Source organism: Sphaerisporangium sp. NPDC005289 (assembly GCF_040607455.1).
GTDB lineage: Bacteria > Actinomycetota > Actinomycetes > Streptosporangiales > Streptosporangiaceae > Sphaerisporangium > Sphaerisporangium rhizosphaerae.
On the sequence record NZ_JBEXGS010000003.1, the window covers coordinates 71146 to 98095 of the forward strand.

22 protein-coding genes are annotated in these 26950 nt (G+C 73.3%); 6 read left to right on the plus strand and 16 right to left on the minus strand.

Features of this window, described 5'->3' with window-relative positions:
* Positions 1-16 precede the first annotated feature (16 nt).
* The 5 genes from ABZT47_RS06040 to ABZT47_RS06060 form a co-directional block, all read right to left on the minus strand.
* Positions 17-1603 (minus strand): acyl-CoA synthetase, encoded by a 1587-nt coding sequence (locus ABZT47_RS06040; RefSeq protein ID WP_354836723.1) that lies wholly within the window; start codon positions 1601-1603, stop codon positions 17-19.
* A gap of 115 nt (positions 1604-1718) precedes the next feature.
* Positions 1719-2867, minus strand: coding sequence for a thiolase domain-containing protein (locus tag ABZT47_RS06045; RefSeq protein ID WP_354836725.1), 1149 nt, complete (start codon positions 2865-2867; stop codon positions 1719-1721).
* 2 nt (positions 2868-2869) lie between these two features.
* Complete coding sequence (locus tag ABZT47_RS06050) at positions 2870-3907, minus strand: thiolase domain-containing protein (protein ID WP_354836727.1); 1038 nt, start codon at positions 3905-3907, stop codon at positions 2870-2872.
* 13 nt (positions 3908-3920) lie between these two features.
* On the minus strand, positions 3921-4808 hold the full coding sequence (locus tag ABZT47_RS06055; protein ID WP_354837597.1) for an OB-fold domain-containing protein: 888 nt from the start codon (positions 4806-4808) through the stop codon (positions 3921-3923).
* A 97-nt stretch (positions 4809-4905) separates the two neighbouring features.
* Complete coding sequence (locus ABZT47_RS06060) at positions 4906-6450, minus strand: acyl-CoA synthetase (protein ID WP_354836729.1); 1545 nt, start codon at positions 6448-6450, stop codon at positions 4906-4908.
* 197 nt (positions 6451-6647) lie between these two features.
* Between ABZT47_RS06060 and ABZT47_RS06065 the strand changes: the two genes are divergently transcribed.
* Positions 6648-7463: a crotonase/enoyl-CoA hydratase family protein gene (locus tag ABZT47_RS06065; protein WP_354836731.1), complete on the plus strand. Its 816-nt coding sequence runs from the start codon at positions 6648-6650 to the stop codon at positions 7461-7463.
* A 115-nt stretch (positions 7464-7578) separates the two neighbouring features.
* On the opposite strand, the gene ABZT47_RS06070 is transcribed toward ABZT47_RS06065, so the two are convergent.
* On the minus strand, positions 7579-8175 hold the full coding sequence (locus ABZT47_RS06070; protein WP_354836733.1) for a PadR family transcriptional regulator: 597 nt from the start codon (positions 8173-8175) through the stop codon (positions 7579-7581).
* A 71-nt stretch (positions 8176-8246) separates the two neighbouring features.
* Here ABZT47_RS06070 and ABZT47_RS06075 point away from each other — a divergent pair, with 71 nt between their 5' ends.
* Positions 8247-8948, plus strand: a complete 702-nt coding sequence (locus ABZT47_RS06075) for an ABC transporter ATP-binding protein (RefSeq protein WP_354836735.1) — start codon at positions 8247-8249, stop codon at positions 8946-8948.
* Complete coding sequence (locus tag ABZT47_RS06080) at positions 8945-11716, plus strand: FtsX-like permease family protein (RefSeq protein ID WP_354836737.1); 2772 nt, start codon at positions 8945-8947, stop codon at positions 11714-11716. Before ABZT47_RS06075 ends, ABZT47_RS06080 begins: the two co-directional genes overlap by 4 nt.
* 15 nt (positions 11717-11731) lie before the next feature.
* On the opposite strand, the gene ABZT47_RS06085 is transcribed toward ABZT47_RS06080, so the two are convergent.
* From ABZT47_RS06085 to ABZT47_RS06095, 3 genes are all read right to left on the minus strand, one after another.
* Positions 11732-12916 carry a damage-control phosphatase ARMT1 family protein gene (locus ABZT47_RS06085; RefSeq protein ID WP_354836739.1) on the minus strand — a complete coding sequence of 395 codons (1185 nt, stop codon included), beginning with the start codon at positions 12914-12916 and terminating at the stop codon, positions 11732-11734.
* 189 nt (positions 12917-13105) lie between these two features.
* Positions 13106-14221, minus strand: coding sequence for a nitronate monooxygenase family protein (locus tag ABZT47_RS06090; RefSeq protein ID WP_354836741.1), 1116 nt, complete (start codon positions 14219-14221; stop codon positions 13106-13108).
* Positions 14222-14609: 388 nt separating this feature from the next.
* Complete coding sequence (locus ABZT47_RS06095) at positions 14610-15542, minus strand: DUF3068 domain-containing protein (protein WP_354836743.1); 933 nt, start codon at positions 15540-15542, stop codon at positions 14610-14612.
* Positions 15543-15920: 378 nt separating this feature from the next.
* Here ABZT47_RS06095 and ABZT47_RS06100 point away from each other — a divergent pair, with 378 nt between their 5' ends.
* Both ABZT47_RS06100 and ABZT47_RS06105 read left to right on the plus strand, forming a co-directional pair.
* Entirely contained in the window at positions 15921-16880 is a 960-nt protein-coding gene (locus ABZT47_RS06100) for a LysR family transcriptional regulator (protein WP_354836745.1), read from the plus strand.
* A 152-nt stretch (positions 16881-17032) separates the two neighbouring features.
* On the plus strand, positions 17033-18175 hold the full coding sequence (locus ABZT47_RS06105; protein WP_354836747.1) for a S1 family peptidase: 1143 nt from the start codon (positions 17033-17035) through the stop codon (positions 18173-18175).
* 166 nt (positions 18176-18341) lie between these two features.
* On the opposite strand, the gene fabG is transcribed toward ABZT47_RS06105, so the two are convergent.
* The 6 genes from fabG to ABZT47_RS06135 all read right to left on the minus strand — a co-directional run bounded on the left by fabG (position 18342) and on the right by ABZT47_RS06135 (position 23604).
* Positions 18342-19103 carry a 3-oxoacyl-ACP reductase FabG gene (gene fabG / locus ABZT47_RS06110; RefSeq protein WP_354836749.1) on the minus strand — a complete coding sequence of 254 codons (762 nt, stop codon included), beginning with the start codon at positions 19101-19103 and terminating at the stop codon, positions 18342-18344.
* A 113-nt stretch (positions 19104-19216) separates the two neighbouring features.
* Complete coding sequence (locus ABZT47_RS06115) at positions 19217-20152, minus strand: sugar kinase (protein ID WP_354836751.1); 936 nt, start codon at positions 20150-20152, stop codon at positions 19217-19219.
* Between the two features lie 40 nt (positions 20153-20192).
* On the minus strand, positions 20193-20864 hold the full coding sequence (locus ABZT47_RS06120; RefSeq protein ID WP_354836753.1) for a bifunctional 4-hydroxy-2-oxoglutarate aldolase/2-dehydro-3-deoxy-phosphogluconate aldolase: 672 nt from the start codon (positions 20862-20864) through the stop codon (positions 20193-20195).
* A complete protein-coding gene (locus ABZT47_RS06125; RefSeq protein ID WP_354836755.1) occupies positions 20857-21693 on the minus strand; it encodes a hypothetical protein in 837 nt (278 codons plus the stop codon). The genes ABZT47_RS06120 and ABZT47_RS06125 overlap by 8 nt, the downstream gene beginning before the upstream one ends.
* Positions 21687-22832 carry a galactonate dehydratase gene (dgoD, locus tag ABZT47_RS06130; protein WP_354836757.1) on the minus strand — a complete coding sequence of 382 codons (1146 nt, stop codon included), beginning with the start codon at positions 22830-22832 and terminating at the stop codon, positions 21687-21689. Before dgoD ends, ABZT47_RS06125 begins: the two co-directional genes overlap by 7 nt.
* A 40-nt stretch (positions 22833-22872) precedes the next feature.
* Positions 22873-23604, minus strand: a complete 732-nt coding sequence (locus ABZT47_RS06135) for an SDR family NAD(P)-dependent oxidoreductase (RefSeq protein WP_354836759.1) — start codon at positions 23602-23604, stop codon at positions 22873-22875.
* Between the two features lie 173 nt (positions 23605-23777).
* On the opposite strand from ABZT47_RS06135, the gene ABZT47_RS06140 reads away from it, so the two are divergent.
* Positions 23778-24641: an AraC family transcriptional regulator gene (locus tag ABZT47_RS06140; protein ID WP_354836761.1), complete on the plus strand. Its 864-nt coding sequence runs from the start codon at positions 23778-23780 to the stop codon at positions 24639-24641.
* A gap of 157 nt (positions 24642-24798) precedes the next feature.
* Here the strand turns inward: ABZT47_RS06140 and ABZT47_RS06145 are convergent, their stop codons facing one another.
* Positions 24799-26946 (minus strand): alpha-galactosidase, encoded by a 2148-nt coding sequence (locus ABZT47_RS06145; protein ID WP_354836763.1) that lies wholly within the window; start codon positions 26944-26946, stop codon positions 24799-24801.
* Positions 26947-26950: the final 4 nt, after the last annotated feature.

Below are 26950 nucleotides of genomic sequence, written 5' to 3' on the forward strand. Positions count from 1 at the left end.
GGACGTGGGTGAGTGACTACGACGTCTCGGTGACCACCTGGCGGGCCCAGCGGTAGTCGGCCTTGCCGGCGGGGGTGCGGACCATGTGCTCGACGAAGGCGTACGTGCGGGGCACCTTGTAGCCCGACAGCTTCCCGCGGCAGTGGGCGTCGAGTTCCTCGGCGGTGAGCCGGGCGCCGTCGCGGGGTTCGACGACGGCGGCGACGCGGCTGCCCCACCGTTCGTCGGGGACGCCGGTGACCACGGCGTCGAAGACGGCGGGGTGGCCCTTGAGCACGGCCTCGACCTCCTCGGGGAAGACCTTCTCGCCGCCGGTGTTGATGCACTGCGAGCCGCGCCCGAAGACCAGGATGGTGCCGTCCTCCTCGACGCGGGCCAGGTCGCCGGTGAGCAGCCAGCGGGTGCCCGCGGCGTCGGTGACGAACGTCCGCGCCGTCTTGTCCGGGTCGTTGTAGTAGCCGAAGGCGATGTCGCCGGCCTTGGCGACGGTGCCCATCTCGCCCGAGCCCGGCACGACCGGTCGCAGGTCCTCGTTCAGGACGGCGAGGGTGGCGGTGGCGTTGGGCTTGTACTTCAGGCCCGACTCCGGGGAGGAGCCGGCGACGGCGGAGGCGGTGTAGCCGGACTCGGTGGAGCCGAAGCTGTCCATGATGATCACGTTGGGCAGCAGTTCCTGTAACCGGTCGCGCACGGCGCCGGTGAGGATGGCGCCGGTCGAGCTGAGCACCATCAGCGACGCCAGGTCGTAGCCGCCGGCGGCGATCTCGTCGGCCAGGGGCCGGGCCATGGCGTCGCCGGTGATGTTGACGGTGAGGACCCTCTCGCGTTCGATGGCGCGCAGCACCTCGGCGGCGTCGAATTTGCGCGTGTACACGACGGTGGCGCCCATCCACCAGGAGATGAACGTGGCCATCTGCGCCGCCCCGTGCATCAGCGGCGCGGCGGGCATCATGATGATCGGGTTGGAGCTCACCGCCGTCTCGATGACCTGGCCCGGCTCCTTGTGCGGCTCGCCGTAGGGGTTGCCGCCGCCGAAGGCCATGAACAGGTCCCTGGTGCGCCACATGACGCCCTTGGGCATGCCCGTCGTGCCGCCGGTGTAGATGATGTAGAGATCCTCGCCCGACCGCCGGGGGAAGCCCTCCCGCCCGTCCGGCCGGCCGACCACGGCCTGCTCGTAGGGCACGGCGCCCTCGACGCGCGACCGGCCGCCGACGGCCACCAGCGTCTCCAGCTTGGCGCACTTCGGCGCGGTGGCGGCCACCCGGTCGTCGAACTCGGTGTCGTACAGCAGCGCCACGATGTCGGAGTCGGTGTAGAGGTACAGCAGCTCGGACTCGACGTACCGGTAGTTGACGTTGACCGGCACCGCCCTGATCTTGAGCGTGGCGAGCAGCGCGGCGATGTACTCGACGCCGTTGTACATCTGGATGCCGACGTGCCGTCCCGGGCCGACGCCGCGTTCCATCAGGAAGTGCGCGAGGCGGTTGGCGTGCGCCTCCAGCCCGGCGTAGGTCAGGCGTGCCTCTCCGCAGACGACGGCCACGCGGTCCCCGATCGCGTCGGCCAATCCCTCGAACAGGTCGGCGTGGTTGAACTCCATCGGGGACTCCTCACAACTGGTCGCCGGCGGCCCTCACTGCTTGCCCCCCGATGTGCTCGCTCCATGGTGGCCCGGAACGGGCTCACCGTTCATCCCCCGGCATGCGACGCGCCTTTCACGGCTTGTCGCTTCCGACGATCCACATGGCGAAGAACTGCGCGCCGCCCCCGTAGGCGTGGCCGAGCGCGCGGCGCGCCCCCTCGACCTGGTGCTCGCCCGCCTTGCCTCTGACCTGCAGAGCCGCCTCGGCGAAGCGGATCAGCCCGGACGCGCCGATGGGGTTGGAGCTGAGCACGCCCCCGGAGGCGTTCCAGGGGATGTGGCCGGAGAGCGCCGTGGCGCCGGACTCGGTGAGCTTCCACCCCTCGCCCTCCCCCGCGAAGCCGAGGTTCTCCAGCCACATCGGCTCGTACCAGGAGAACGGCACGTACACCTCGGCGACGTCGATCTCGCGCAGCGGGTCGGTGATCCCGGCCTGGCGGTAGACGTCGGCGGCGCAGTCCTTGCCGCCCTGCGGGTTCACGGTGTCGCGGCCCGCGCGGAAGATCGGCTCGGAGCGCATGGCGCCGCCGTGGATCCACGCCGGGGTGCCGGTCACCTTGTCCTCGGCGGCCAGCACCATGGCGCAGGCCCCGTCGGAGGACGGGCAGGTGTCCAGGTAGCGGATCGGCTCCCACAGCATCGGCGTGGACTCCACCATCCGCCGGTCGATGCCCGGGATCCTCAGGTGCGCGTAGGGGTTCTTGAGCGCGTTGAGCCGGTCCTTGACGGCGACGAGCGTGCCGATGTGGTCGGGGGCGCCCGAACGGCGCATGTACTCGCGGATGTGCGGCGCGAAGTACCCCCCGGCGCCGACGACCAAGGACGCGGTGAACGGCAGGTGGGTGGACAGCGCCCAGGTGGCGTTGGACTCCGACTGCTTCTCGAAGGCGACCACGAGCACGCGGTCGTGCACGCCGCCCTGGACGAGGGAGGCGCCGACCAGCGCGGTCGAGCCGCCGACGCTCCCCGCGGTGTGGACGCGGGTGACCGGCTTGCCCGCGGCGCCGAGCGCGTCGGCGAGGTAGGCCTCGGGCATCATGACGCCCTCGAACAGGTCGGGCGCCTTGCCGATGACGACGGCGTCGATGTCCTTGAAGGTCAGCCCGGCGTCCTCCAGGGCGCGCAGCGCGGCCTCGCGGACCAGGCCGGCGATGGAGACGTCGCGGCGTTTGGTCTGGTACTTGGTCTGGCCGACCCCGATGACGGCGCAGCGGTTTCCCATGGTCAGGCCTCCAGGACGGTGACGAGGTTCTGCTGGAGGCACGGCCCGGAGGCGGCGTGGGCGACGGCGCGGCTCGCGGTGCCGTCCATGACGCGCCGCGCGGCCTCGCCGATGCGGATGAGCCCGGTCGCCATGACGGGGTTGGCGGCGAGCGGGCCGCCGGAGGGGTTGACGACCGTGCCGGGCGGTAGCCCGAGCGCCTCGCGCAGGATGACCTCCTCGTGGCTGAACTGGGCGTGCAGCTCGGCCACCTCGACGGGTCCCTTGCCGACGCCCGCGGCCCGGGCCGCGTCGGCGGCCGAGACGGACCGGGCGAGGTCGCGCATGCCGAGGTAGTGCGGCTCGGCGCGGTGGGCGATCCCGGTGATCCACGCGGGGCGTTCGCCGAGTTGCTTGGCGAGGTCTCCGGCGGCCAGGACGATCGCCGCCGCGCCGTCGGTGATGGGCGCGATGTCGCTCGCGCGCAGCGGCCGCACGTCGTACTCGTCGTCACCGGGACCACCGGAGTCACCGGGGTCGGGCAGGTCGAGCGCGTACGGGTTGGCCCGGCCGTCGGCGCGGCTGCGCCGGACGATCTCGCGCAGTTCGGCGGGTGTGGCGCCGACCGCGTCCGCCTGGAGTGCGGCGTAGGAGACCTGGTCGAGCCCGAGCGGCGCCAGGTAGTAGGGGTCGAGCTGGAGCGTCATGATCTCGCGCAGGTCGCCCATGGAGGTCTTGCCGTAGCCGTAGACCAGCGCCGAGTCGACGTCGCCGTGCTGCAGCCGCACCCACGCCTCGTACAGGGCCCAGGCGGCGTCCATCTCGACGTGGCTCTCGGAGATGGGCGGCCAGGCGCCTATGGCGTCCAGCGCGGACACGAACGAGAACGGCGCCCCGGCCAGGTAGTCGCAGCTTCCCGAGCAGGTGAAGCCGAACCGCGTCAGGCCGGTGCGCTCCTTGACCTCCTGGATGACGGGCCCGATGAGCTCGGGCTCGTTGAGGCCCTGGTCCTCACCGGTGTGCCTCGTCTGGGCGAACGCGATGACCGCCACCTCACGCACGCGGACCTTCCCCTCACAGCCGGACGTCCGGCTCGCCCGTGGGGGCGAACCACCTGATGTTGCTCATCGACATGGTGCGCTCCTCGGGGGGCACCCAGACGGCCTTCACCCGCATGCCCTGCCGCACCTCGTGGGCGGGGACGTCGCCCATGAGCGCGATCATGGGGACGTCGGCGCCGTCGAGCAGGATGTAGGCCGACACGAACGGCACCTGCGGGGCGCGGGGGTCGGGCAGATTGTTGATGGCGAAGGTGGTGACGGTGCCGGTGCCGGGCAGCACGACCTCCTCGGCGATGGTCGAGCCGCACTCCGGGCAGGAGGTGCGGTAGGGCACGTAGACCTTGTCGCAGCGGGCGCAGCGCCCGGCGATGAAGACCCCGTCCCGCACACCCTCGAGGAAGCGGGTCAGCGAGCGGCCGGGCTGCACGCGGTACTCGCTGCGGACGTGCGCGGTGATCGTGGTGACCTCGGGCACGAAGCAGGCGATGTCGGTGATGTGGCCGGCGCGCTCGCCGTCCGGCCTGAACCGGGGCCGTACGCGCAGCCCGGGGCGCATGGCCTTGGCCGTACCGGCGTCGACGGCGTGCACCAGCGCGGTGTCCGCGCCGTCCAGCTTGACCAGGGCCCAGGCGAACGGCCGGTCGAGGGGGTGCCCCTTGCGGGGCGTGCCCACCCAGGCCCAGCTCTGGACGGTGCCGCCCGGGCCGACCTGGACGTACTCATCGGTCACCGCTTCGCCGGTCGCCGGGTCGTACTCCAGCGGCGGCACCAGGACGCGGCCGTCGGCGGTGCGCACGCCGACGATGCGCCCGTCGCGCAGCTCGGTGAGGAAGCGGCCGATCACCGGGCCGGTGGTGCGGGTGTACCCGCCGGGGAACTCCAGCACGTGCTCGGCGACCAGCGGCACCGGCGGTGCCACCGGGCTCTGCAGGGGCGGCAGGCCCCCGGGATGCGCGGTCCCGGGCGTCGCGGTCTCGGGCTTCCAGGGGAGGGGCCCTTCAGATGGCACGGTCTCGGCCCTCCCAGTACGGGTCGCGGAGCTTGCGTTTGAGGAGCTTGCCGTTCGGCTCGCGCGGCATCTCGGCGATGAAGTCGATGGTGCGCGGCCACTTCATGCGGGCCAGCCGGCCCTCCAGCGAGCGCAGGATCTCCTCGGCCAGCTCGGGGCCCGGCGCGACGCCCGCCGCCGGCTCGACGACGGCCTTGATCTGCTCGCCCCACTCGTCGTCGGGGATGCCGAAGACGGCCACGTCGGCGACCTTGGGATGGACCATCATCTCGTTCTCGATCTCCGCCGGGTAGATGTTGGCGCCGGCCGAGATGATGACGTCGGCCTTGCGGTCGCAGAGGTACAGGAAACCCTCTTCGTCCAGGTAGCCGATGTCCCCCACGGTGAAGTGGTCGCGCAGGCGGCCCGCCTCGGTCTTGTCAGGGTCGCCCTTGTACTCGAAGCGGACCCCGGCCATCTTCATGTAGACGGTGCCCGGGGTGCCGGTGGGGACCGGGCGCAGGTCGTCGTCCACGATGAGCAGTTCGCTGATCGGCCAGGCCGAACCGACCGTGCCGGGGTGCTTCTTCCACGCCTCAGGGGTGGCGATGGTGCCGCCGCCCTCGGTGGCCGCGTAGTACTCGTAAACGCAGTCGCCCCACCAGTCGAGCATGGCCCATTTGACCGGGACGGGACAGGGCGCGGCCGCGTGGATCATCCACTTCAGCGAGGACAGGTCGTAGCGATTCCTGACCTCGTCGGGCAGGGCGAGCAGCCGCTTGAAGTGGGTCGGCACCATGTGGGAGTTGGTGACGCGGTGCTTCTCGCACAGCCGCAGCATCTCCTCGGCGTCCCACTTGTCCATGTAGACGAGCGTGTGCCCCATGTGCAGGGCCGTGCCGCCGAACTGCGTGACCGCGGTGTGGTAGTTCGGCGAGGTCACCAGGTGCGCGTTCGGCGGGCCGGGCGTGATGCCGAACAGCGAGAGCAGGAACGTCATCAGCTCGGCGCCGTCGTCGGGGTCCAGGCCGCTGAGCGGGCGGCGGACGCCCTTGGGCCTGCCGGTCGTCCCGGAGGTGTAGTGCATGGTCGCGCCCGCGGTGCGGTCCGGCGGCGGCGCGTCCGGGTACCCGGCGGTGAGGTCGTCCACCGTGCGGAAGCCGTCGACGCGCCCGAAGGAGAACCGGCGGCCGGCGTCGATGGCCTCCGCGCCTCGGGCCCCCTCCTTGGCGTAGCGCTCGTGGACGAACAGCGCCTTGGCCTCGCTGTCGGCGACGATGTAGGCGATCTCGGGTCCGGTCAGGTGCCAGTTGATCGGCGTGTAGTACCAGCCCGCCTGGAGCGCGGCCAGGTAGAGCGTGAGGCCGTCGGCGCCGTTGGGCACCAGGCCGCACACGCCGTCCCCGGCCCGCAGCCCGAGGCCGCGCAGGGCGTGGACCAACCGGTTCGCGCGGGCGAGCAGCTCGCCGGCGGGGTGTGGCGTGCCGTCGGGGTCCACGGCGGCGATCCAGCCGGGATCGGCCTGCGCGAGCCTCCAGAAGCCGAGCGAGCCCATGGGAACTCCCTTGTCCGGTTGCGCCGTACCTTCCCGGATGCGCCGAAGTGAAGCACGTTCTCGGTTTCCCGACAACCCTGGCGTTACGGCAGGTTCACGAACAAGAATCTGTTCTAGTTCGCAGCGGCAGACTAACCCCGGACGGCCACGTCGAACAAGCGCTTGATAGGACCGCTCAACCCAGGAAGGTGTCCTCCATGGAGCTCCTGCCCATCAGCACCCAGCACTGCCGGGTCGAGCGGGACGGCCACGTCGTCATCGTCACGATGGACCGCCCGGAGGCCAGGAACGCCCTGTCCACCGACATGCTGGTCGGGCTCGCCGACGCGTGGGCCTACATCTCCGCCGAGCCGGAGGTGCGGGTGGGCATCCTCACCGGCGCGAACGGCACCTTCTGCGCCGGCGCCGACCTCAAGGCGATGGGCGCGCCGCCCGCCGACGAGCGGGTGGCCCGGCGCGCCCAGGAGATCCCCGACGTGCACTGGAAGGGCCTGCTGCGCGACGGCGACGCGCTGCCCGCCAAGCCGATCGTCTGCGCGGTCGAGGGGTACGCCGTCGCGGGCGGCACCGAACTGCTCGTCGGCACCGACCTGCGCGTGGTGGGCGAGTCGGCCACGCTGGGCCTGTTCGAGGCCAGGCGGGCGCTGTTCCCCATGGGCGGCAGCGCCGTCCGGCTGCCGCGGCAGATCCCCTACGCCTTCGCCATGGACATCCTGCTGACCGGCAGGCCCGTCACCGCCCAGGAGGCGCTGACGATGGGCCTGGTCAACCGGGTCGTGCCGGACGGCCAGGCGCTGACGGCCGCGCGGGAGATCGCCGACCAGGTCGCCGCCTGCGGCCCGCTCGCCGTGCAGGCCATCCTGCGCGCCTACCGCGACACGCTCGGCATGCCCGAGCCGGAGGCCCTGAAGGTCTCCGACGCCATCGGCTGGCCGGTCATCGGCTCCCAGGACGCCAAGGAAGGCTCACGCGCCTTCCGCGACAAACGCCCCGCCGTCTACCGCGGCGAATGACCCTCCGGCCGTACACCAGCCCCATCGCACGAAGCCCTGACCGGACGAATTGCCCACCGCTCGACCCCCCGTCGCGCGGGGACGTCGGTCCGGTGACCGCGACGGAGTCCGCCGGTCAGGGGACGGCGGTCGCGCCCGGCGCTTCGCCGCCGGCCTCGGCGGCGCCGGCCGCAGGCACGGGACGGGCCTGCTCGGCGAGGGACGCCAGGCGCCGCTCGGCGCCGTCGATCACCTGGAGGTCGGCCTTGGTGTGCGCGATGGCGGCGTCCACGAGCAGGGCGACGAGCGGGTCGGCGGCGTTCTCGCGGCGCAGCCGGGTGAGCCCGGCCAGGTCTGACAGGCAGGCCTGCCGCTGCGCCGAGGTGTAGTCCGAAAGGGCTCCGGCGCCGAGCCGGGTCGCGGCGAGCAGCTTGAGGAACATCTCGTCGCGGAAGCCGGACGCGCGGACGTGCGGCGTCGCGACCCAGGAGCTCAGCTCCTCGGCTCCACCGCCGGTCAGTTCGTAGAGCGTCTTGTCCGGCCGGTCGTTCTGCGTCACGTGACTGCGCGTCACGTGCCCGTCCCTGACCAGCCGGTCGAGGATCTGGTAGAGGTGGCCGATGTTGAGGCCGCCCCACTGCGGGCCGATCGCCGCCTCGAAGCGGCTCTTGAGCTCGTACCCGTGGCTCGGGCCCTCGGCCAGCAGGGCGAGTACGGCGTGACTCAGCGGCATCTTTCCGACCTTCCCCTAGATTGCCGCAATCTATCGATAACGCTCCCTACATTGTGACAATGTATGGAGGCATGGGAGCAGGAGTCGCGTTACGGGGCGTCAGCCGCATCTACGGGTCGGCCAAGGCGCTCGACGACGTCAGCGTGGAGTTCGAGCCGGGCAGCGCGGTCGCGCTCATGGGCCAGTCGGGAGCGGGCAAGTCGACCCTGCTCCACCTCGTCGGAGGCATGGACCTGCCCGACGCGGGCGAGGTGGTGGTCGACGACCGGCCGCTCCCCCGCAAAGGGCTGGACGCGCACCGGCGGCGCGTGGGGTTCGTCTTCCAGCGCTTCCACCTGCTTCCCGCGTTCAGCGTGCTGGACAACGTGCTCGCGCCCGTCCTTCCGTACCGCGTGGACTTCGACAGGAAGGCGCGGGCGCGGGAGCTGCTCGAAGCCGCCGGCCTGGACGGCCGGGAGCGGGCGCTGCCGGGCGAGCTGTCCGGCGGCCAGCAGCAGCGGGTGGCCATCGCCCGTGCGCTCATCGGCAACCCTCCTCTGCTGCTCGCCGATGAACCGACCGGCAACCTCGACAGCGCCACCGGAGAGGAGATCATGGACCTGCTCGCGGCGCTGCGCGGCCGGTACGGCATGACGATGATCATCGCGACGCACAACCCCGAGGTGGCCGCCGCCTGCGACCGGCTGGTCCGGCTCCAGGACGGCCGCATCGTGAGCGACGAGCGGGTGGCGCCGGCCGATGACGTGCTCGACCGCATCGGACGGCTCGGGTGATCCGGCTCGCCGCCTCGCGGCTGCGGCACGGCGCCGGGCGCGCCCTGGTGCTCCTGCTCGGCATCCTGGTCGCCGCCACCGCCTTCACCGTCCTCACCGGCACGGCCGAGACCCAGCGGCTGCGCATTGTCGGCACGGTCGACAAGAACTACCGCGCGCAGTACGACATCCTGGTCCGCCCGAAGGGGTCGGCGACGGAGCTGGAGCGGTCGTCCGGCCTGGTGCGGGCCAACTACCTGTCGGGCATCCACGGTGGCATCACCCAGGCTCAGTACGAGCGCATCAAGAAGCTGGACGGCATCGAGGTCGCCGCGCCCATCGGCATGATCGGCTACATGACCGGCACGGGGATGGTCGACGTGCCCGTGACCGACGTGCTGGGCGAAGGGGAGCGCACTCTGCTGCGCGTCGACCGCACCCGGGTCGCCGACCGCGGGCTCACCCGCATCCCGTACGCCCCGCACTATGCCTACATCACCCGGCGCCCGCTGACCTCCTCGCCGGAGGGCGGCGCGGCGCTGCGGCACACCGGCGAACAGGTGACGCGCGGCAAGGACGTGCCCATCGGGACATCCCTGTACTGGCAGCGGCTCACGCCGCGCTCGGGCCCGTTCCCCTTCGACGGCGGGCCCACCACCAGCGCCACGTCCACGGCGAACGGGGACGGCGACCGGTTCCTCACCCAGGTGAGGCGGATCCGGCCCGGCGAGGCGACGATCCTGCTCCAGCAGGAGTTCCCCCTGCTGCTCGCCGCGATCGACCCGCAGGCGGAGGCCGCGCTGGCCGGCCTGGACAAGGCGATGGTGGACGGCCACTATCTCGGCCGGCCGCAGGACACCCCCCGCGGGGAGATCCCGTTGATCGCGGCCGGCCGTCCCTACGCCGACCAGCAGGACGAGCTGGTCATCAGCAGGCTGCCCGCGAAGACGGCGGAGAAGGTGGTGTCCGGCCTGCCGGCCAGGACGCTGCGGAGCGAGGTCACGCGGCAGCACGGCCCGGTCGTCAAGAAGGTCACCGTCGGCAGCGACCGGTTCTTCGCCGACATGCTCCACACCTGGCAGCACCCCGTCAGCGACAAGTCCGTTGAGCAGTACATCTCCATGACCCGCTACTGGACGGCCGGCCCCGTCCAGTACGGCAAGGGCGCCGGCGGCCGGCTGAAGCCGGTGCCGGTGACCAATGACCCCAAGGTGTGGAAGGACCCCTTCCTCGCGTCGATCGTCCCCGAGATCGCCGGCGCGGGCTCGGCCCCCATCGGATCGGCCGACGCCCAGTTCCGGCGGCTGGACCTGAACGCCATGAGCGGTGACGTGGTCAGGGACGACGCCATGCGGGTCGTCGGCCGGTTCGACCCCGAAAAACTCCCGGGCTTCTCTACCCTGTCCTCGCTGCCGATGGAGACCTACAACCCGCCGTCGGTCGTCCCCGGCGACGACCGGACGAGCGCTCTGCTGAAGGGACGCGGCCTGCTGCCCTCCGACAATCTCGCGGGCTACCTGCAGCCGCCGCCGCTGCTGCTGACCGACCTGGCGAGCCTGCGGAGGATCGCCGGCCTCACGCAGGGCGGGCGGCTGGCGAAGGCGCCCCTGAGCGTGGTCAGGGTGCGGGTCGCGGGAGTGACCGGGCCCGACCCGGTGAGCAGGGAGCGCATCGGCCAGGTGGCCCGCGACATCGTGGCCGCCACGGGGCTCGACGTCGACATCACCATGGGCTCCTCGCCGCGGCCGGTCACCGTGGACCTGCCCGCCGGCTCCTACGGCCGGCCCGCGCTGACGGTCAAGGAGGGCTGGGTCGACAAGGGGGTGGCCTACCGGATCCTGCGGGAGTCCGACCGCAAGTCGCTGGCCCTGTTCGTGCTGATCCTCGCCGTGTGCGGGCTGTTCCTGGTGAACGCCTCCTCCGCGGCGGTGCGGACCGCCCGCACCGAGCTGGGCGTGCTGGCCTGCCTCGGCTGGTCGCGGCGCAAGCTCTTCGGCGGCGTGCTGACCGAGACCGGCTGCGTGGGCCTGCTGGGCGGCCTGCTGTCGGCCGCGGTCGCCGTGCCGGTGTCGTCGTGGTTCGGGCTCCAGGTGTCGGCGCCCCGCGTCCTGCTCACCGTGCCCGCCGCGCTCGCCCTGGCGCTGGCGGCGGGGCTGGTCCCCGCGTGGCGCGCCTCGACCGTGCCGCCGGTCGAGGCGGTGCGCCCGGCGGCGCGGGTGAGCCGCCGGGCCCGCTCGCCTCGCGGGGTCACCGGGATGGCCCTGGCCGGCCTCACCCGGGTCCCCGGCCGCACGCTGCTCGGCGCCTCGACGCTGCTGGTGTGCGTGTTCGCGCTCACCGTGCTTCTCGGGGTGACCTACGGCTTCCGCGGCCGGGTGGTCGGCTCGCTCCTCGGGGACGCGATCGTGCTGCAGGCCCGGCCCGCCGACTACGCCGCGATCATGGTGATGTTCGCGCTCGGCACGCTGGCCGTCGCCGACGTGCTCTACCTCGGCGTACGCGAACGGGACGCCGAACTGGCCGCGCTGCGGGCGACCGGCTGGACGGGGCGCTCGCTCGCCAGGCTCGTCGTCTCGGAGGGCGTGCTCATCGGCCTGTCCGGCGGCGCCGCGGGGGCGGCCGCCGGCCTCGCGGCGACGACCGCGCTCGCCGGGAGCTTGCCCTGGGCGGTGGCCGCCGGGGGCCTCGGCGCCTACGTCCTCGCCGTCGTGCTCGCGGTGCTCGCCTCGGTGCTTCCGGCGGCGCTCGTCCAGCGCCTGCCGCTCGCGGCTATCCTCGCCCAGGCGTGACAGAGGAGAGGGGCGTCAGGCGCGGCCCTGGATGGTCGCGTGGGTGCCCGAGGTGCGCCACGAGCGCCCGGAGGCGTCCAGGGCGGCCGACACCGCCTCGTCCACGCCGACGAGCACGTCGGACTTCAGGGTGCGCAGCGCGACGACCGGCCCGGGGAAGTAGGAGGTGACGGCCGCGAAGGGGGTGGCCGACGGCCAGAACCGGTCGCCGACCAGCCTGCGGTAGTTGAGGTCGCCCTTGGTGATGGTGAGAGCGGCCGAGGCGAACTCCTCGCGCAGGTCGTCCGGCATGTCGCTGTAGGGCAGCGGCGCGCAGGAGAAGGGGTGGGCGCGCAGCGCGAGGCGTCCCGTGCCCATCGCCTGCCAGAGTCTTTCGCCGGTCTTGCCCGCCTGCCCGGGGGCGCCGGCCAGCCGCCGCAGGGACGCCGCCACGTCGGCCGGCGTGGCGTCGGAGACGAAGTACGGCTGCGGCTTGACGTGCAGGACCACCTCGGCCGCGAGCCCCCGGTCGAGCAGGTGGTCGATCAGCACCAGGTCGGGCAGCAGCTCGCGCCCGGCGTTGTCGGCGAGCACGCAGACCTTGCCCGGCGCGCGGTCGCGCAGCAGCGACCACAGCAGCGCGCCGTCGTCGACGACCAGCTCGCCCACCGGCCCGGGCCCGCCGGTCGCGGTGATCGCGTGCGACAGGTCGGCGCGGTTGCCCCACAGCGACCCCAGCAGCACCCCGGCGGCCCGCTCGTCCTCGGGCAGCGTGGCGGCGTGGTCCAGCGCGGCCAGCTCGTCGTCCACCGCCGTGCTGTGCAGCTCGGCCTGCTTGGCCGGGCCGAAGGGGTCGACGCCGCGCCACGGGCCGTCCCCGAAGTAGCCGGTGGCCTCCAGCAGCTTGCGGTAGAAGTAGCTCTCGGCCCACAGGAACGGCACGTCCACCCAGCGCCGGCCGATCTTGCCGCGCCCCCACGCGGCCCAGGCGGCGTGGTCGTGGGCCGTGCCGTCGGGGCCGTCGGGGTCGTCGAGCGGCTCCATGACGTCGCGGACGACCTCGTCGAGCAGCGCGTCGAGGGCGCGCAGCCGGTCGGGGGTGTAGGGCAGCGCTTCCCTGACCTGCCGCACCAGGATGGGGTGCCGCTCGCGGAACACGCCCAGGGCGTACGCCCCGGGGACGTTGCCCATGATCTCGGGCGCGTCCATCGCCTCCGGCATCCGCTTCCACCCCTCCGCTCGCCTTCCGCCCAGTAAACCGCACGGCCGCCACCCGCCCGGGAGGCCGGGCCGGGTGGAACGGCGCGCACGGGGACGGGGGCGCGGAAGGATGCGGGCGCGGAGAGGTTCTGCGCGGAGCGGTGCGGCCCGGGCCGGTCGCCCGCGAGGGGCCTCAGCGCTCGACTCGGGTCAGTCGCCGGTGAGGCGTCCCAGGCGTTCGACGGCTTCGACGTACTCCTCGACCAGGTCGAACACCACGTCCTTGGCGGACTTCACCTGGTTCATCGCGCCGATGATCTGCCCGGCCGGGAAGGTGGCCAGCTCACTTGCGTCGGAGTTGCCGATGCGGCGCAGGGCGCCGGAGATCAGCATGAACTGCAGCGGCATCGGCAGCGTGCCCGGCGACTCGGCCGACTCCCAGGCGTCGGTCCACTCGTTCTTGAGCAGCCGCGCGGGCTTGCCCGTCCAGGACCGGGACCGCACGGTGTCGCGTGAGGTGGCCGCGAGGATCTTCTGCCGGGCCAGTTCGGGGGTGTCGGCCTCCTCGACGGTCAGCCACAGCGAGCCGGTCCAGACGCCCTCGGCGCCGAGCGCCATGCCCGCGGCCATCTGGCGGCCCGACCCGATGCCGCCCGCGGCCAGGACGGGGACGTCCACGGCGTCCACGACCTGCGGGATCAGCACCATCGTGGAGATCTCGCCGGTGTGCCCGCCGGCCTCGGTGCCCTGGGCGACCACGACGTCCACGCCGACCTCGACCTGCTTGATCGCGTGGCGCGGGGTCGAGGCGAGCGCGGCGACCTTGACGCCCTTGGCGTGGGCGAGGTCCACGACGTCCTTGGGCGGCGGGCCGAGCGCGTTGGCCAGCAGCGCGATCGGGTGCTTGAGCGCCGTCTCGACCTGGGGCCGGGCGGTGGCGTCGGTCCAGCCGAGCAGCACCCGTCCGGCCTCGGCGTCGCCGGAGAGCGGCGGGACGCCGTGCTGGGCGAGCAGGTTCTCGACGAACGCCCGGTGGCCGTCGGGGATCATCCCCTGGAGCCTGGCCACCAGGTCCTCCGGCGAGTCGACGCCGAGGTCGGCTCCGGCGTAGGAGGCGGGCATGACCACGTCCACGCCGTACGGCTTGCCGTCGACGTGGTCGTCGATCCACTTGAGCTCCATCTCGAGCTCTTCCGGGGTGAAGTAGAGGGCCCCGAGCACACCCATGCCGCCGGCGCGGCTGACCGCGGCGACGACGTCCCGGCAGTGGCTGAAGGCGAAGATCGGCAGCTCGATCCCGAACATGTCGGTGACACGTGTCCGCATGGCTCGAATGTACGACCGGCACGACGGAAACTGCAACGCGTTCTAACAATGAGTCGTGATCACACGCGGGGCGCCCGTGCGCCACGGCACCGGTCCGCTACGAGAACACGTTCCACTCGAATCGGGGCACCACGCCTGACATGTCGGCAGAACGATCTGGCCGGGCCGTCCGCGACCGTTGACCGGCCGGGCGCCGCAACCGGCGCCGGCATCGCCGTGCCACGACCCACCGACCCGGCGCCGACCACCTCCAGCACCTGACGGGAGGAGAGCCGCGCCCGGTGCGTTTACGCGGCCACCTCACCGTGGAAGCCACGCTCAGTGCCAGCACGCGGCCACCTCACCGTGGAAGCCGCGCTCGGTGCGTGCGCGGCCATCTCGTTGCGGGCTACGCGCCCACGGGCCGGCGGCGGGAGCGGCTCGCCACCAGCAGGACGACGCCGAGGACCACGACCACCAGGCCGACGACCAGCATCACCAGGGGCACGGTGGTCTTGAGCAGGGTGATCTGGTCCTTGCCGTCGATGGCGCCCTTGACCAGCCTGTCGACGGTCTCGGGGGTCATCTTCGCCGTGGCGACCAGGGCGACCGAGCGCTCCACACCGTCCTTGGTCTTGAGGACCTCGTGACGCTGCTGCTCCTGCTTCACCGGGGACCCGCTGACCGGCTCGACCCAGTAGGTGACAACGCCGTCGTAGAAGCGGTCGACCTGCACGTCACCGGTCTGGTCCATGCCGATCGCCGAGGCGGGCGCGGTCAGCGTGGCGATCTTGGTCGGCGGGACCTTCTGCTCGAACTTGTACACCTGCAGGCCGTTGACGGTGTCCTCGCCGACGAACGCGGCGTCGAAGGACTGCTTGGCCGAGGAGTTGAAGACCTTGTAGGTCTTCTTCTCGGTGCCGAACGGGAACAGGTAGATCTGTCCGGTCATCTGGACCGGCTCCTTGTCCACGTTGGCGCCGCAGCAGTCGACGCCCTCCCCCGTGTACTTGTTGAAGGCGCTGCGCCGCTGGTCCATCTGGATGTTCGGCTGCCCGTTGGTGACGTCGTTGACGGCGGTGAACTCGTCCCACACCACCCGGTCGCCCTTGGCCTCGGCCACGTCGCCGCGCGTGGTCACCGTGATGTCGAGGCTGGCGTTGAGCACCTTCACCTTGGCGATGCTGAAGTACTGCGCGTCGTCGGCGCGCAGCTCGGAGACCCCGTAGTAGTCGGCGGGCGCCGCGACCAGCTTCCCGGCCGCGTAGAAGCGGATGAGCGGCGCCAGCGTGATGAGAAACGCCCCGATCGCGATGAGAACGACTCCAGTGATGCGTCGCATCAAAATCCTCCGGGGTTAACCGACAGCCGGATACTCGGACCGTTTGTCCAATAGCGCGTATGTTGTCCGCGATCGTAGTGCTGCGTGTGTCTTCCGTCACTCACTCGCCCGCCAAATTGATAGAAACGTGTTCTACCTGGGGTGGGGCGGAGCGGGCGACCGGCGGCCGCCGCCCCGGTTCCTCCGCGCCGCACCGGCCGCCGAGCCGCCGTTCACGCTTCTTGACAGAGCAGGGCGAGGATGACTCGCCTTTTTTCGGCGACCCCGTGCAGCATCGTCCCAGCTCAGCGGCGCGATCAGCATGATCCTACAAATTGCAGTCAGATTTGGTGACATATCGGCATTGCGGGCATAACATCCCGGCCGTACGTTCCCGGTATGGATCTGGAGCTCCGTCACCTCAAGATCGTGCGCGCGGTCGCCGAGGCAGGGAGCGTCACCAAGGCGGCCACCCAGCTAGGACTGGCTCAGCCGTCGCTCACCGCGCAGCTCAAACGGATCGAGCGCACGCTCGGAGGCGCCCTCTTCGAACGCGACCGCAACGGCGCCCGGCCGACCCCCCTCGGCGAACTCGTCCTGACCCGGGCCCGCGTCCTGCTGCCCGCCGTGCGGGAACTGCAGGAAGAGGCGGTGCGCTTCGCCAACACCTACACCGGCATCGCGGGCTTCCGCATCGGCGCCACCCACGGGCCGATCCTCGGCGGCCTCGTCGAACGCCTCACCGGCGCCCATCCCTCCACCCCCATCAGCACCCGCACGTCCTGGTCGGCGCGGGAGCTGACCACCCTGGTCGGCGCCGGACGGCTGGACTTCGCCCTCATCGGCACCTGCGGGGAGTCGGCCCCACCGGCCGCCGAGGCCATGACCTGGGCCGTCGTCGGCACCGACCCGGTGTTCGTCCTCTTACCCGAAGACCATCCGCTGGCCGGCGACAAGGAGGTGGAGCTGTCCGGGCTCGCCGGCGAGGGCTGGGCCGTCGCGCCGGGGGACGGCTGCTTCGCCGACTGCTTCGCCGGGGCGTGCGCCCGCGCCGGGTTCGTCCCCCGGCACATGTACGAGACCGACGTCTCCACCTGCCTGCACCTGGTCAAGGCGGGCAAGGCCGTGGCCCTGTGCCAGGCGACGTTCGAGCTGAGCGCCGGGCTGGTCATGATGCCCGTCGCCGGGACCCCGCTGCGCTGGAGGCACCTGCTGGGATGGCACTCCGACTCCCTGGCCGCCCGCACGGCCCCCCTGGTCACCGACCACGCCAGGGACGCGCACGCCGAGGCCGTCCGGCGCAACGACCGCTACACCGACTGGCTGGCCGCCAACCCGAGGTTCGGCATGATCCCCTGACCCGTGGCCACGCCTCCCCGAGCGGCGATACGGCACGATCCGTCATCCGTGCGCGCTTCCATAACGCGGCGATAGGGACCAAACGATAGCTCCGCGCCTGGCGTGAGCGCAGTTACGGTGACGACACCCCCCAAACACCGAGGAGAGAGCCCATGCTCCGCAGACGCACGGTCACCGCCGGATGCGCTCTAGCAATCAGTGTCCTCACCCTCATGGCAGCCCCGGCCGTCGCCGAACGCGCACCGGCCGCCGCGAGCCCCAAGCCCGCCCCCGCGATGATCGACGCGATGACCCGCGACCTCGGCATCAGCAAGGAGCAGGCCGAGTCCCGCCTTCTCAACGAGGCCCGGTTCATGGGCGTCGAGAAGTCGTACACCGACAAGCTCGGCGCCGGTTACGCCGGTTCCTGGCTTAGCGGACCCACCTCCTCGACCCTGACGGTCGCCACCACCGACGCCGCCGCGCTCAACGGCATCCAGGGCACCGGCGTGCGGGGCAAGCTGGTCGCGCACAGCCTCGCGACCCTCGACGCGGCCAAGGCCGCCCTGGACAGGACCGCCGCCACGCAGGCGCACGAGTCGACCCCGGTGTGGTTCGTCGACGTGCCCACCAACAGCGTGGTCGTCCAGTCGTCGCAGCCGGCCGAGGCCCAGGCCTTCATCGCCGCCAGCGGCGTGGACGCGTCCCTGGTGCGGGTCGAGCAGTCCAGCGAGCAGCCCCAGACGTTCTACAACCTGCGGGGCGGCGAGGCCTACTACATCAACAGCTCGGCCCGCTGCTCGATCGGCTTCTCGGTGCGCAAGGGCAGCACGCCCGGCTTCGTCAGCGCCGGCCACTGCGGCCGGGCCGGCAACTCCACCGCCGGCTACAACCGGGTCGCGCAGGGCACCTTCCAGGGCTCGGTGTTCCCGGGCAGCGACTACTCCTACATCGCGGTGAACAGCAACTGGACGCCCACCTCGCAGGTGGCGTACGGCAACGTGACCGTCACCGGCTCCAGCGTCGCCGGCGTCGGCTCCTCCATCTGCCGGTCCGGCTCCACCACCGGCTGGCACTGCGGCACCGTCCTGCAGCGCAACACCAGCGTCACCTACTCTCAGGGCACGGTCGGCGAGGTCACCCGCACCAACGTCTGCGCCGAGCCCGGTGACTCCGGCGGCTCCTTCATCTCCGGCAGCCAGGCCCAGGGCATGACCTCGGGCGGGTCCGGAAACTGCAGCTCCGGCGGCACCACGTTCTTCCAGCCGGTCAACGAAGTCCTCTCCGCCTATGGCCTCACCCTGGTCACCGGGTAGCAGCCCCCCCACCCGGTAACACGGAGCGCCGCCCTCCCCGGAGGGCGGCGCTCCCGCCGCGCACGGGCACCGACCGGCCGCACGGGGACCCTCCGCGCGGGACCGGCCGGCGGACCACCCGTTCAGGCTCGTCCGGCGGGTCGGCCGCTCAGGATCGTCCGTCGGATCAGCCGCGGGGGCCGCCCGCCACGTAGACGACCTGCCCGCTGACGAACCCGGCGTCCTCGCCCACCAGGAAGGCGACGACCGCCGCGACGTCTTCGGGCCGTCCCGCCCGGCCGACCGGAATCTGCGCGACCCGGGCCGCGCTGAACTCCTCGAACGACTGACCGACCCGCGCGGCGGTGGCCCGGGTCATGTCGGTGACGATGAAGCCGGGCGCGACCGCGTTGACCGTCACGCCGAACCGGCCGAGCTCGATGGCCAGCGTCTTGGTGAACCCCTGCAGCCCGGCCTTGGCCGCGGCGTAGTTGGCCTGCCCGCGGTTGCCCAGGGCGGAGGTCGACGACACGTTGACGATGCGTCCCCAGCCGGCCTCGACCATGTGCCGCTGCGCCGCCCGGCTCATCAGGAACGACCCGCGCAGGCTCACGTCGACGACCTGGTCCCAGTCCTCCTCGGTCATCTTGAACAGCAGGTTGTCCCGGGTGACGCCCGCGTTGTTCACCAGCACCGCGGGCGGCCCGAGCTCGGCCGCCACGCGGCGCACGGCCTCGGCGGCCTGCCCGGCGTCGGCGACGTCGGCGCCGACGGCGATCGCCCGGCCGCCCGCGCTCTCGATCTGCTCGGCCGTCCCGCTCGCGTCCGACTCCACGAGGTCGACCACCGCCACCGGCGATCCCGCCGCCGCCAGCCGCCGCGCCACCGCCGCCCCGATGCCGCGGGCCGCTCCCGTCACGATGGCCGTCCGCCCTGCCGAAGCCGTCACCTGTACTCCTCGCGCTCGCGGCCACCGCCGGTGACCCCTCCGGGGCCGCCAGCGTAACCGCCGCCGCACGCCGCCGCCGCACGCCACAGGCATCGGGCCCGGCGGTGGCCCGCTCACCTCAGGGTGGCGCCGGGCGGGGCGGCGAGCAGGTCCAGTTCTCCCCGCGCGGGGAGTCCTTCCCAGTCGCCCGGGGAGCCGACGGCGAAGGCCGCGGTGGTCGTGGCCCGGTCCAGACGGCCGGCCAGGTCCAGGCCGTCCAGCACGGCCGACAGGTAGCCGGCGACGAACGCGTCCCCGGCGCCCACGACGTCGGCGACCCGCACCGGACGGGCGGGCCGGTGCGCCGTCCCGGCCGCGGTGTAGGCGCTGGCGCCCTCGGCGCCCCGCTTGACGACGACCTCCGCCACGCCTGCCTCGAGCAGCGCCGCCACCCGTTCCGCCTCCGTCAGCGCCTGCGGCGGGGCGAGCAGTTCCAGCTCGTCCTCCGAGGCGACGGCGATCGACAGCCTGGGGGCCAGCGGCCGGAGCGCCCGCGCCGCCTCCTCTCGTCCCCACAGGCGGGAGCGGTGGTTGACGTCCAGGCAGACCCGCGCGCCGCACTCCACCGCCGCGCGCACGGCCGCCGCCGGGCCGGGGCCGAGGGCGGGGGTGATGCCGGTGACGTGCACGATCGTGGGCGGCGGGTCGAGCGCGGGCAGCACGTCCTCGGGCCGCAGGAAGGAGGCCGCCGAGCCGGCACGGTGGTAGATCACCCGGGTCAACTCGCCGACGCGCCGCTCCAGCAGCATCAGCCCGGTGGGCCCGCGGGAGTCGGAGCGCGCGTGGGACACCTCGACGCCCTCGGCCCGCAGCGTGCGCAGCACCAGTTCGCCGGTCTCGTCCTCGCCGACCAGGCCGGTCCACCGGACGCGGTGGCCGAGCCGGGCCAGGCCGATCGCGACGGTGGACTCGGCGCCGGCGACCGACAGCCGCATGGCGCCGCCGAGCCGGATCGGGTCGCGCGCCCGCAGGGACGCCATCGTCTCGCCGAAGGTGGCCACGTCGATCACAGCGCGTCCTTGATCGTCTCGTCGAAGGTGGCCACGTCGATCACAGCGCGTCCCTGAAGGCGCGGACGCGTGCCCTGAGCTCGGTGAGGCTTCCGCCGTCGGCGGCGTCGCCCACCAGCGGCGAGCCGACGCCGACCGCGACCGCCCCGGCCCGCAGGTACCCGGCCGCGGCGGCGGCGTCCACCCCGCCCACCGGCACGAACGCGACCTCGGGGAAAGGGTCGCGCAACGCGCGCAGGTAGCGCTCGCCGCCCAGCGAAGCGGGGAACAGCTTGACGGCGGCGGCTCCCGCGCCGAGCGCGGCCACGACCTCGGTGGGGGTGAACGCGCCCGCGAGGACCGGCAGGCCGAGGGACCGGCCCCGCGCGACGGACGCGGAGACGGCCGGGGTGACCAGGTAGGACGCGCCCGCCTCGGCGGCCGCGTCGGCGTCGGCGGCCGACAGGACCGTCCCCGCGCCGAGCTCCGCCGCCTCGCCGAGAGCCGTGCGCGCACGGCGGAGGACCTCCAGCGCGCCGGCGGTGACCAGCGACACCTCCACCAGCTCGACGCCCTCCTCCACCAGGGTGAGCACCGTGCGCAGCGCCGCGCCGGCGTCCCGGCCACGGACGATCGCCACCAGGCGCCGTCCGGCCAGCGTCGACAGGAAACGCGCCTCGCGCGCCCCGTCCAGCGGGGATTCAGCGGGTGATTCAGTGATCGATTCAGGCATCGCTCATCCGTTCCGCGGCCACGACCAGCCGCCAGGTCAGTTCGCCGGACGGCGGGACCACCGCCGCGTCCCCCTGCCCGGCCTCGTCCAAGTCGAAGACCGCGCCGAGCATGGGTTCCACGCCGATGCTGCGGTACGGCGCGCGGGCGGGGAACCCGCCGAGGTTACGCCACAGCGCGGTGGACACCGGCACCCCGCCGGGCGCCTCCACCCGCAGCAGCAGCGCGTCGGCTCCGTCGGTCACCCGGACGGCGGCGCAGCGCAGCACCGCGCCCGCCGCGGTGCCGTCGCACGGGCCGAACCGGTCGAGCGGCAGGCCCAGCGGATCGGGCCAGCGGCCCTCAAGGTAGGGCACGCCGTCGGGCCAGGGACGCCCCAGCAGGCCGGCGGCCTCCGGGTACACCCTGGTCACGGTGCCCGCGGGAGCGACCAGCCGCGCGTCCTCGCCGACGTCGAGCAGCGCGTGGGCCGTCCAGACGAAGGCGTACCCAGGGTCGGCCGACAGCCGGTACTCGGCGACCACCGCCCCGGCCTCCTCGGTGACCCGGCGCAGCAGCTCGTAGCCGGCGCCGCGCACGCGGGCCCGCGCCGCCGTGCCCTCCCAGGGCCGGCTCCACGCGTCGCCGTGGTCGGGCAGGCCGCGCACCGTGGGAAGGCACTCCTCCACGCCGCCGGCGTCGACGAACTCCGCGCCGGGGGCCACGTCCGCGCGGGCCGGGTCCGGGCGCGACCACAGCCACTCGCGCCCGCCGCCGGCGAGCGAGGTCCACCTGCCGCCGCGCGCCAGGTCGAAACGGGGGTGAATGGGGATCCGGAGCGTCGTCACCATTCCGCGAACGCCCCGTCCTCGTGCCGCCAGACGGGATTACGCCAGGCGTGCCCACGCTGGTCCGCGCGCCGCACGGCCGCCTCGTCGATCTCCACGCCGAGTCCCGGCCCGGTGGGACGGGCGGCGTGGCCGTCGGTGAAGCGGAACACCTCCGGGTCGAGCACGTAGCCGAGCAGGTCGTCGCCCTGGTCGTAGTGAATGCCGATCGAGTGCTCCTGGATGAGGAAGTTCGGGGTGGCGAAGGCCACCTGGAGGCTGGCGGCCAGCGCCAGCGGGCCGAGCGGGCAGTGCGGGGCGAGCTGGGCGTCCCAGACCTCGGCGAGGGCGGCGATCCTGCGGGTCTCGGAGATGCCGCCCGCGTGCGACAGGTCGGGCTGCACCACGGCGACCCCCGCCTCCAGCACCGGCCGGAAGTCCCAGCGCGAGTACAGCCGTTCCCCGGTGGCGATCGGGACGCCGCTCGCGCCCACCACCTCGCGCAGCACGTGCGGCCGGTCGGGCAGCACGGGCTCCTCGGCGAACAGCGGGTGGAACGGCGCGATGAGCGGCAGGACGCGCCGCGCGCCTGCCGCGGTGAAGCGGCCGTGGAAGTCGACGGCGACGTCGCGGTGCGGGCCGAGCAGTTCCCTGGCCAGCGCCACGCGGTCGACGATGCCGGCGACCTCGGCGGCCGTCGGGATCGGGGACGTCCGGCCGGCGGCGTTCATCTTGACCGCGGTGAACCCGGCCTCGACGCGGGCGGCGATGCCGTCGGCGAGCTCGGCCGGCTCGTCGCCGCCGACCCAGGCGTACATGCGCACCCGGGAGCGCACCGGGCCGCCGAGCAGCACGTGGACGGGAGCGTCGTGCACCTTGCCGGCGATGTCCCACAGGGCCTGGTCGAGCCCGGCGAGGGCGCTGGAGAGCACCGGGCCGCCCCGGTAGAAGCCGCCCTTGGACATGACCTGCCAGTGGTCCTCGACGCGCAGCGGGTCGCGGCCGAGGAGGTACTCGGCGAGCACGTGCACGGCCGCGCGGACCACCTCCGCGCGTCCCTCCACGACCGGCTCACCCCAGCCGGCCACGCCTTCGTCGGTCTGCACCCGGCAGAACAGCCACCGCGGCGGCACGAGGAACGTCTCGACGCCGGTGATCCTCATCGCGCCCTCCGTCCCCGGCCGGCCGGGGCGTACCGGCCGGTCACGCCGAGTCCTTGACCGCGCTCCAGCCGCCGTCGACGACGAGGCACGCTCCTGTCACGTACGAGCTCTCCTCGCAGGCGAGGAAGGTCACCGCGGCCGCGACCTCCTCGGGCCGGCCGAAGCGGGCGGCGGCCGTGCCGGCGGCGCTGCGGCGGCGGTCCTCCTGCCCGATGCCGTCCCAGGCGGGGGTGAGGATCGGCCCGGGAAGCACGGTGTTGACCCGCACCTCGGGGCCGTACTCCACGGCGAGCTGGCGGCCCAGCGACACCAGGCCCCCCTTGGCCGCCGCGTAGGCGGGGTGGGACGGCAGGCCCGCGATGGCGTGCACGGAGGAGCTGAGCACCACCGCGCCGCGCGCGTCGCGCAGGAGGCCGACGCAGGCGCCGATCGCCAGGTAGGCCGCCTTGAGGTTGACCGCGATCTGCCGGTCCCAGTCGCTCTCGGCCAGTTCGTGGGCGGGGGCGCGCACCACCACGCTGGCGTTGCTGTGCAGCACGTCCAGCCGGCCGAACTCCTCGCGCGCCGCCTCGGCGACCCGCCGCCAGGCCGCGGAGTCGGCGACGTCGCCGGTGATCGGCAGCACCCCTGGCCGGTCCGGGCCCTGGTCGGCCACGTCGACCGCGATCACCCGCGCGCCCTCGCACAGGAAGCGGTCCACGACCGCGGCGCCGATCCCGGAGGCCGCGCCGGTCACCACGGCGACCTTCCCGGCCAGTAATCCCCGTCCCATGATCTCCATCCCCCAGGTCGTGAGGAGCCCGCCCGGCTGGACGGCCTCCGTGATCGGCCGGGCACGTGTCTCGGGTGGCCGGCGCCACCAGTCAACCGGCGGCGAGGGCCGCGAGGAATGGCGGATGTACGGCACTGCCTGGACAATCCGATGGTCCATGCCATACTGAGCCGATGCCGATCCAGGAGGGGTTCCGCAACCAGCGGCTGACCGTCGTCCCGCGCCGCGTCACCGCGGAGGCGCAGGCGCGCCCGGTGACCAGACGCCTTCAGGTCACCGACTGCGGCTACTACCCCAACGCGACCGACCACCTGATGAGGAGGCCGAACGGCACCGAGGAGACCGTCCTCATCCTGTGCGCGGCGGGCGCGGGGTGGGCGGACGTGGGCGGCGCCCAGCACCGCGTCGGGCCGAGCGCGGCCCTGATCATCCCGCGCGGCGCCCCGCACTCCTACGGCGCGTCTTCCGAGGCACCCTGGACGATCTGGTGGTGTCACCTCCGGGGCGGCGATCTGGCCGAGCTGGTCGGTGAGATCGGCGTGAGCGCGTCCAGGCCGGTGATCCCCATCCGGCGGCTGGACCGGGCGATCGCCCTGCTCGACGAGATCGTCACCGTCCTCGAACGCGACCACTCGCCGGCCAGCCTGATGGGCGCCGCAGGCGCGGCGTGGAAGCTCCTCACGCAGATCGCCGCCGACCGGGTCATGCCGGCGCCCGGCGACCCTTTGCAGCGGGCCATGGCCTACCTGGCCGAACGGCTCGACGGCACCGTGCGGGTCGCCGACCTGGCGTCACTGGTCGGCGTCTCCCCCTCCCACCTGAGCGCGCTGTTCCGCCGCGCGACCGGCGGCGGCGTGCTGGCCCACCACACGGCGCTCCGCATGGCCCAGGCGCGCAACCTGCTGGACACGACCGACGCGACGGTCGCCGCGATCGCCCGCGAGGTGGGCTACCACGACCCGTTCTACTTCTCCCGCCACTTCAAGCGGCTGCACGAAGCCAGCCCGACGGAGTACCGCAACCGCGCCAAGGGCTGACGCCCCGGACGCGGGCGCGCCCCCTCTCCCTGCCGTCACGGCCGGCCGGCCCGGAAGGCGGGTCCGTCCCAGGGCCGGCCAGGCCCCGGCGCGGGACCGTCCCAGGGCCGGCCAGGCCCCGGCGCGGGACCGTCCCGAGGGCGCCGGTCACGGCCGTTCAGGCGCCGGTCACGCGCAGCAGCACCGACCGGTCGACGTCCAGTGAGGGCGCCTCGACGCCGGCCAGCCGCAGCACCCGGCCGGGCATGGTGACCCCGTCGCGCTGCCAGGGCGGGAGCACGGCGCCCGCCGCGGGCGGCTCCCCCGGGTACACCGCCCGCACGGTGTAGAGCCGCTCGTCGTCCAGCCCGGGCAGCCGGACGCGGCCCGGCGGCCAGGTCGCGGGCCGGGCGACGACGCTGAACGCGTACAGCGCCTCGCCCCGGTCGGCCGCGACGACGCCCTCCAGCCGGAGGGCCGGGTCGGGCAGGTCGGCGTGCACCACCTGACCCGAGTGCAGCAGGCTCCGGTGCTCCTTGTGGAAGGCGACCCAGCGGGCGAGCCCCGCGCGGGTCGCGTCGTCGGCGATGAGCAGGTTCACCTCGATGCCGAGATGTCCCCACAGCGCCTTCTCCGCCCGGTAGTCCAGCGGGTGGGCGCGGTGGGTGGTGTGCGACTCCTCGGCGCCGATGTGGGTGCCCTGCATCTCCGGCGGCACCAGCAGGCCCGTCCAGCGCTGGATCTCCAGCCGCTCGTGCGGGTCGTTGCAGTCGCTCGGCCAGACGCGGTCGGCGAACTCGAGGACGCCGAGGTCCACGCGCCCGCCGCCGCTGGCGCACGACTCGATCTCCAGACCGGGGTGGGCGGCCTTGAGCTCGGCCATCAGCCGGTAGACCTGCTCCACCTGCCGCCGCACGCCCGGCCTGCCGTCCGGGCCGTGCCCGGCGTCGAGCAGGTACCGGTTGTGGTCCCACTTGATGTAGGCGATGCCGAGGGCCGCCACCAGCGCGCTCATCCGCTCCAGCACGTGGGCGTAGGCGCCAGGGTGGCCGAGGTCCAGGACGTGCTGGTGCCGGGAGGGCAGGCCGGGGCCGTGCCCGGCGTCGAAGACCCATTCCGGGTGCTCGCGGGCCAGCTCGGAGTCCAGGTTGACCATCTCGGGCTCGAACCAGAGGCCGAAGTCCATGCCCAGTTCGCGGACCCGGGCGGCGAGCGCTTCCAGGCCGTCCGGCCACACGTCCGGGTCGACCGTCCAGTCGCCCAGCGAGCTGGTGTCGTCCCGGCGGCCGAGGAACCAGCCGTCGTCCAGCACGAACCGCTCGGCGCCGACCTCGGCTCCGCGTTCGGCGAGCGCCGTCAGCGTCGGAAGGTCGTGCCGGAAGTAGACCGCCTCCCAGGTGTTGAGCACGACCGGCCGTGGTGAGCGGGGGTGCCCGGGCCGCGACCGCAGGTGCCGGTGGAACCGCGCGGCCAGCTCGTCCAGCCCCGTGCCCCACGACCCGTACTGCCACGGGGTCCGGTACCACTCGCCCTGCCCGAGCACCGCCTCGCCCGCGAGCAGGATCTCCCCCGCCGCCAGGTGCCTGGTGCCCGCGGGCGTCCGCTCGGCGGCGAGCACCTGGTCGCCGCTCCAGGCGAGATGCGTCGCCCACACCTGGCCGTGCCGGAACCCGAAGCCCTCCTCGCCGGCGACCAGCAGCGTCGTGTGCTCCAGCCCGGGCTTGCCCCCTCGGGAGGCCCGGACCCACTCGCCGACGTGGAACGGGCGGCGCTGCGGCACGCGCTCCAGCGCCCACCGCCCGGTCAGGTCGAGGATCTCCGTCGCCTCGGACGGGACGGGAAGGGCCAGTTCGAGGTGCCCGACCCGGTACGGCGCCGCGGCGTCGTTCCTGAGGCGGGCCCGCTGCCGGACCAGGCCGCTCGCGGCGAGCACCTGGATCTCGATCTCGGCGGTGAGGCCGTACTCGGGGTCGTGCGCGGTGCAGCGCAGCAGCGGCCCGCCGTCCGCCTCGCCGTCCAGGTGGCAGGCCGCGTCCCGGAACTTCGGGGCCCAGCGGCGGCCGTCGTCGTCGCCGGTGAGCCCGGGACGTCCGAGCCAGCCCTCCGCGAGCTGCGGAAGCACCGGCACGGGCTGCGGATAGGTCACCGCGCTGTCGCCGATGGCGGGAAGCGCGGCCCTGCGCAGGTCGGCCAGCACGTCGCCGGTGAGCGGGCCGAGGTCCGGCCCCCAGTGCAGGATGCGCGGGAGCCGGCCGCCGTCCACGGCGACGACCAGGCCGGTGCCCCCGGCTCGCAGGTGGATCGGCGCGCGGGTGTCGTCGTTCACTGGG

Coding starts and splice junctions, on each gene's coding strand:
- ABZT47_RS06040 (WP_354836723.1), bottom strand. CDS start 1,603: ATGGAGTTCAACCACGCCGACCTGTTCGAGGGATTGGCCGACGCGATC.
- ABZT47_RS06045 (WP_354836725.1), bottom strand. CDS start 2,867: ATGGGAAACCGCTGCGCCGTCATCGGGGTCGGCCAGACCAAGTACCAG.
- ABZT47_RS06060 (WP_354836729.1), bottom strand. CDS start 6,450: ATGGGCTCGCTCGGCTTCTGGAGGCTCGCGCAGGCCGATCCCGGCTGG.
- ABZT47_RS06065 (WP_354836731.1), top strand. CDS start 6,648: ATGGAGCTCCTGCCCATCAGCACCCAGCACTGCCGGGTCGAGCGGGAC.
- ABZT47_RS06070 (WP_354836733.1), bottom strand. CDS start 8,175: ATGCCGCTGAGTCACGCCGTACTCGCCCTGCTGGCCGAGGGCCCGAGC.
- ABZT47_RS06075 (WP_354836735.1), top strand. CDS start 8,247: ATGGGAGCAGGAGTCGCGTTACGGGGCGTCAGCCGCATCTACGGGTCG.
- ABZT47_RS06085 (WP_354836739.1), bottom strand. CDS start 12,916: ATGCCGGAGGCGATGGACGCGCCCGAGATCATGGGCAACGTCCCCGGG.
- ABZT47_RS06090 (WP_354836741.1), bottom strand. CDS start 14,221: ATGCGGACACGTGTCACCGACATGTTCGGGATCGAGCTGCCGATCTTC.
- ABZT47_RS06095 (WP_354836743.1), bottom strand. CDS start 15,542: ATGCGACGCATCACTGGAGTCGTTCTCATCGCGATCGGGGCGTTTCTC.
- ABZT47_RS06100 (WP_354836745.1), top strand. CDS start 15,921: ATGGATCTGGAGCTCCGTCACCTCAAGATCGTGCGCGCGGTCGCCGAG.
- ABZT47_RS06105 (WP_354836747.1), top strand. CDS start 17,033: ATGCTCCGCAGACGCACGGTCACCGCCGGATGCGCTCTAGCAATCAGT.
- ABZT47_RS06120 (WP_354836753.1), bottom strand. CDS start 20,864: ATGCCTGAATCGATCACTGAATCACCCGCTGAATCCCCGCTGGACGGG.
- ABZT47_RS06125 (WP_354836755.1), bottom strand. CDS start 21,693: ATGGTGACGACGCTCCGGATCCCCATTCACCCCCGTTTCGACCTGGCG.
- dgoD (WP_354836757.1), bottom strand. CDS start 22,832: ATGAGGATCACCGGCGTCGAGACGTTCCTCGTGCCGCCGCGGTGGCTG.
- ABZT47_RS06135 (WP_354836759.1), bottom strand. CDS start 23,604: ATGGGACGGGGATTACTGGCCGGGAAGGTCGCCGTGGTGACCGGCGCG.
- ABZT47_RS06140 (WP_354836761.1), top strand. CDS start 23,778: ATGCCGATCCAGGAGGGGTTCCGCAACCAGCGGCTGACCGTCGTCCCG.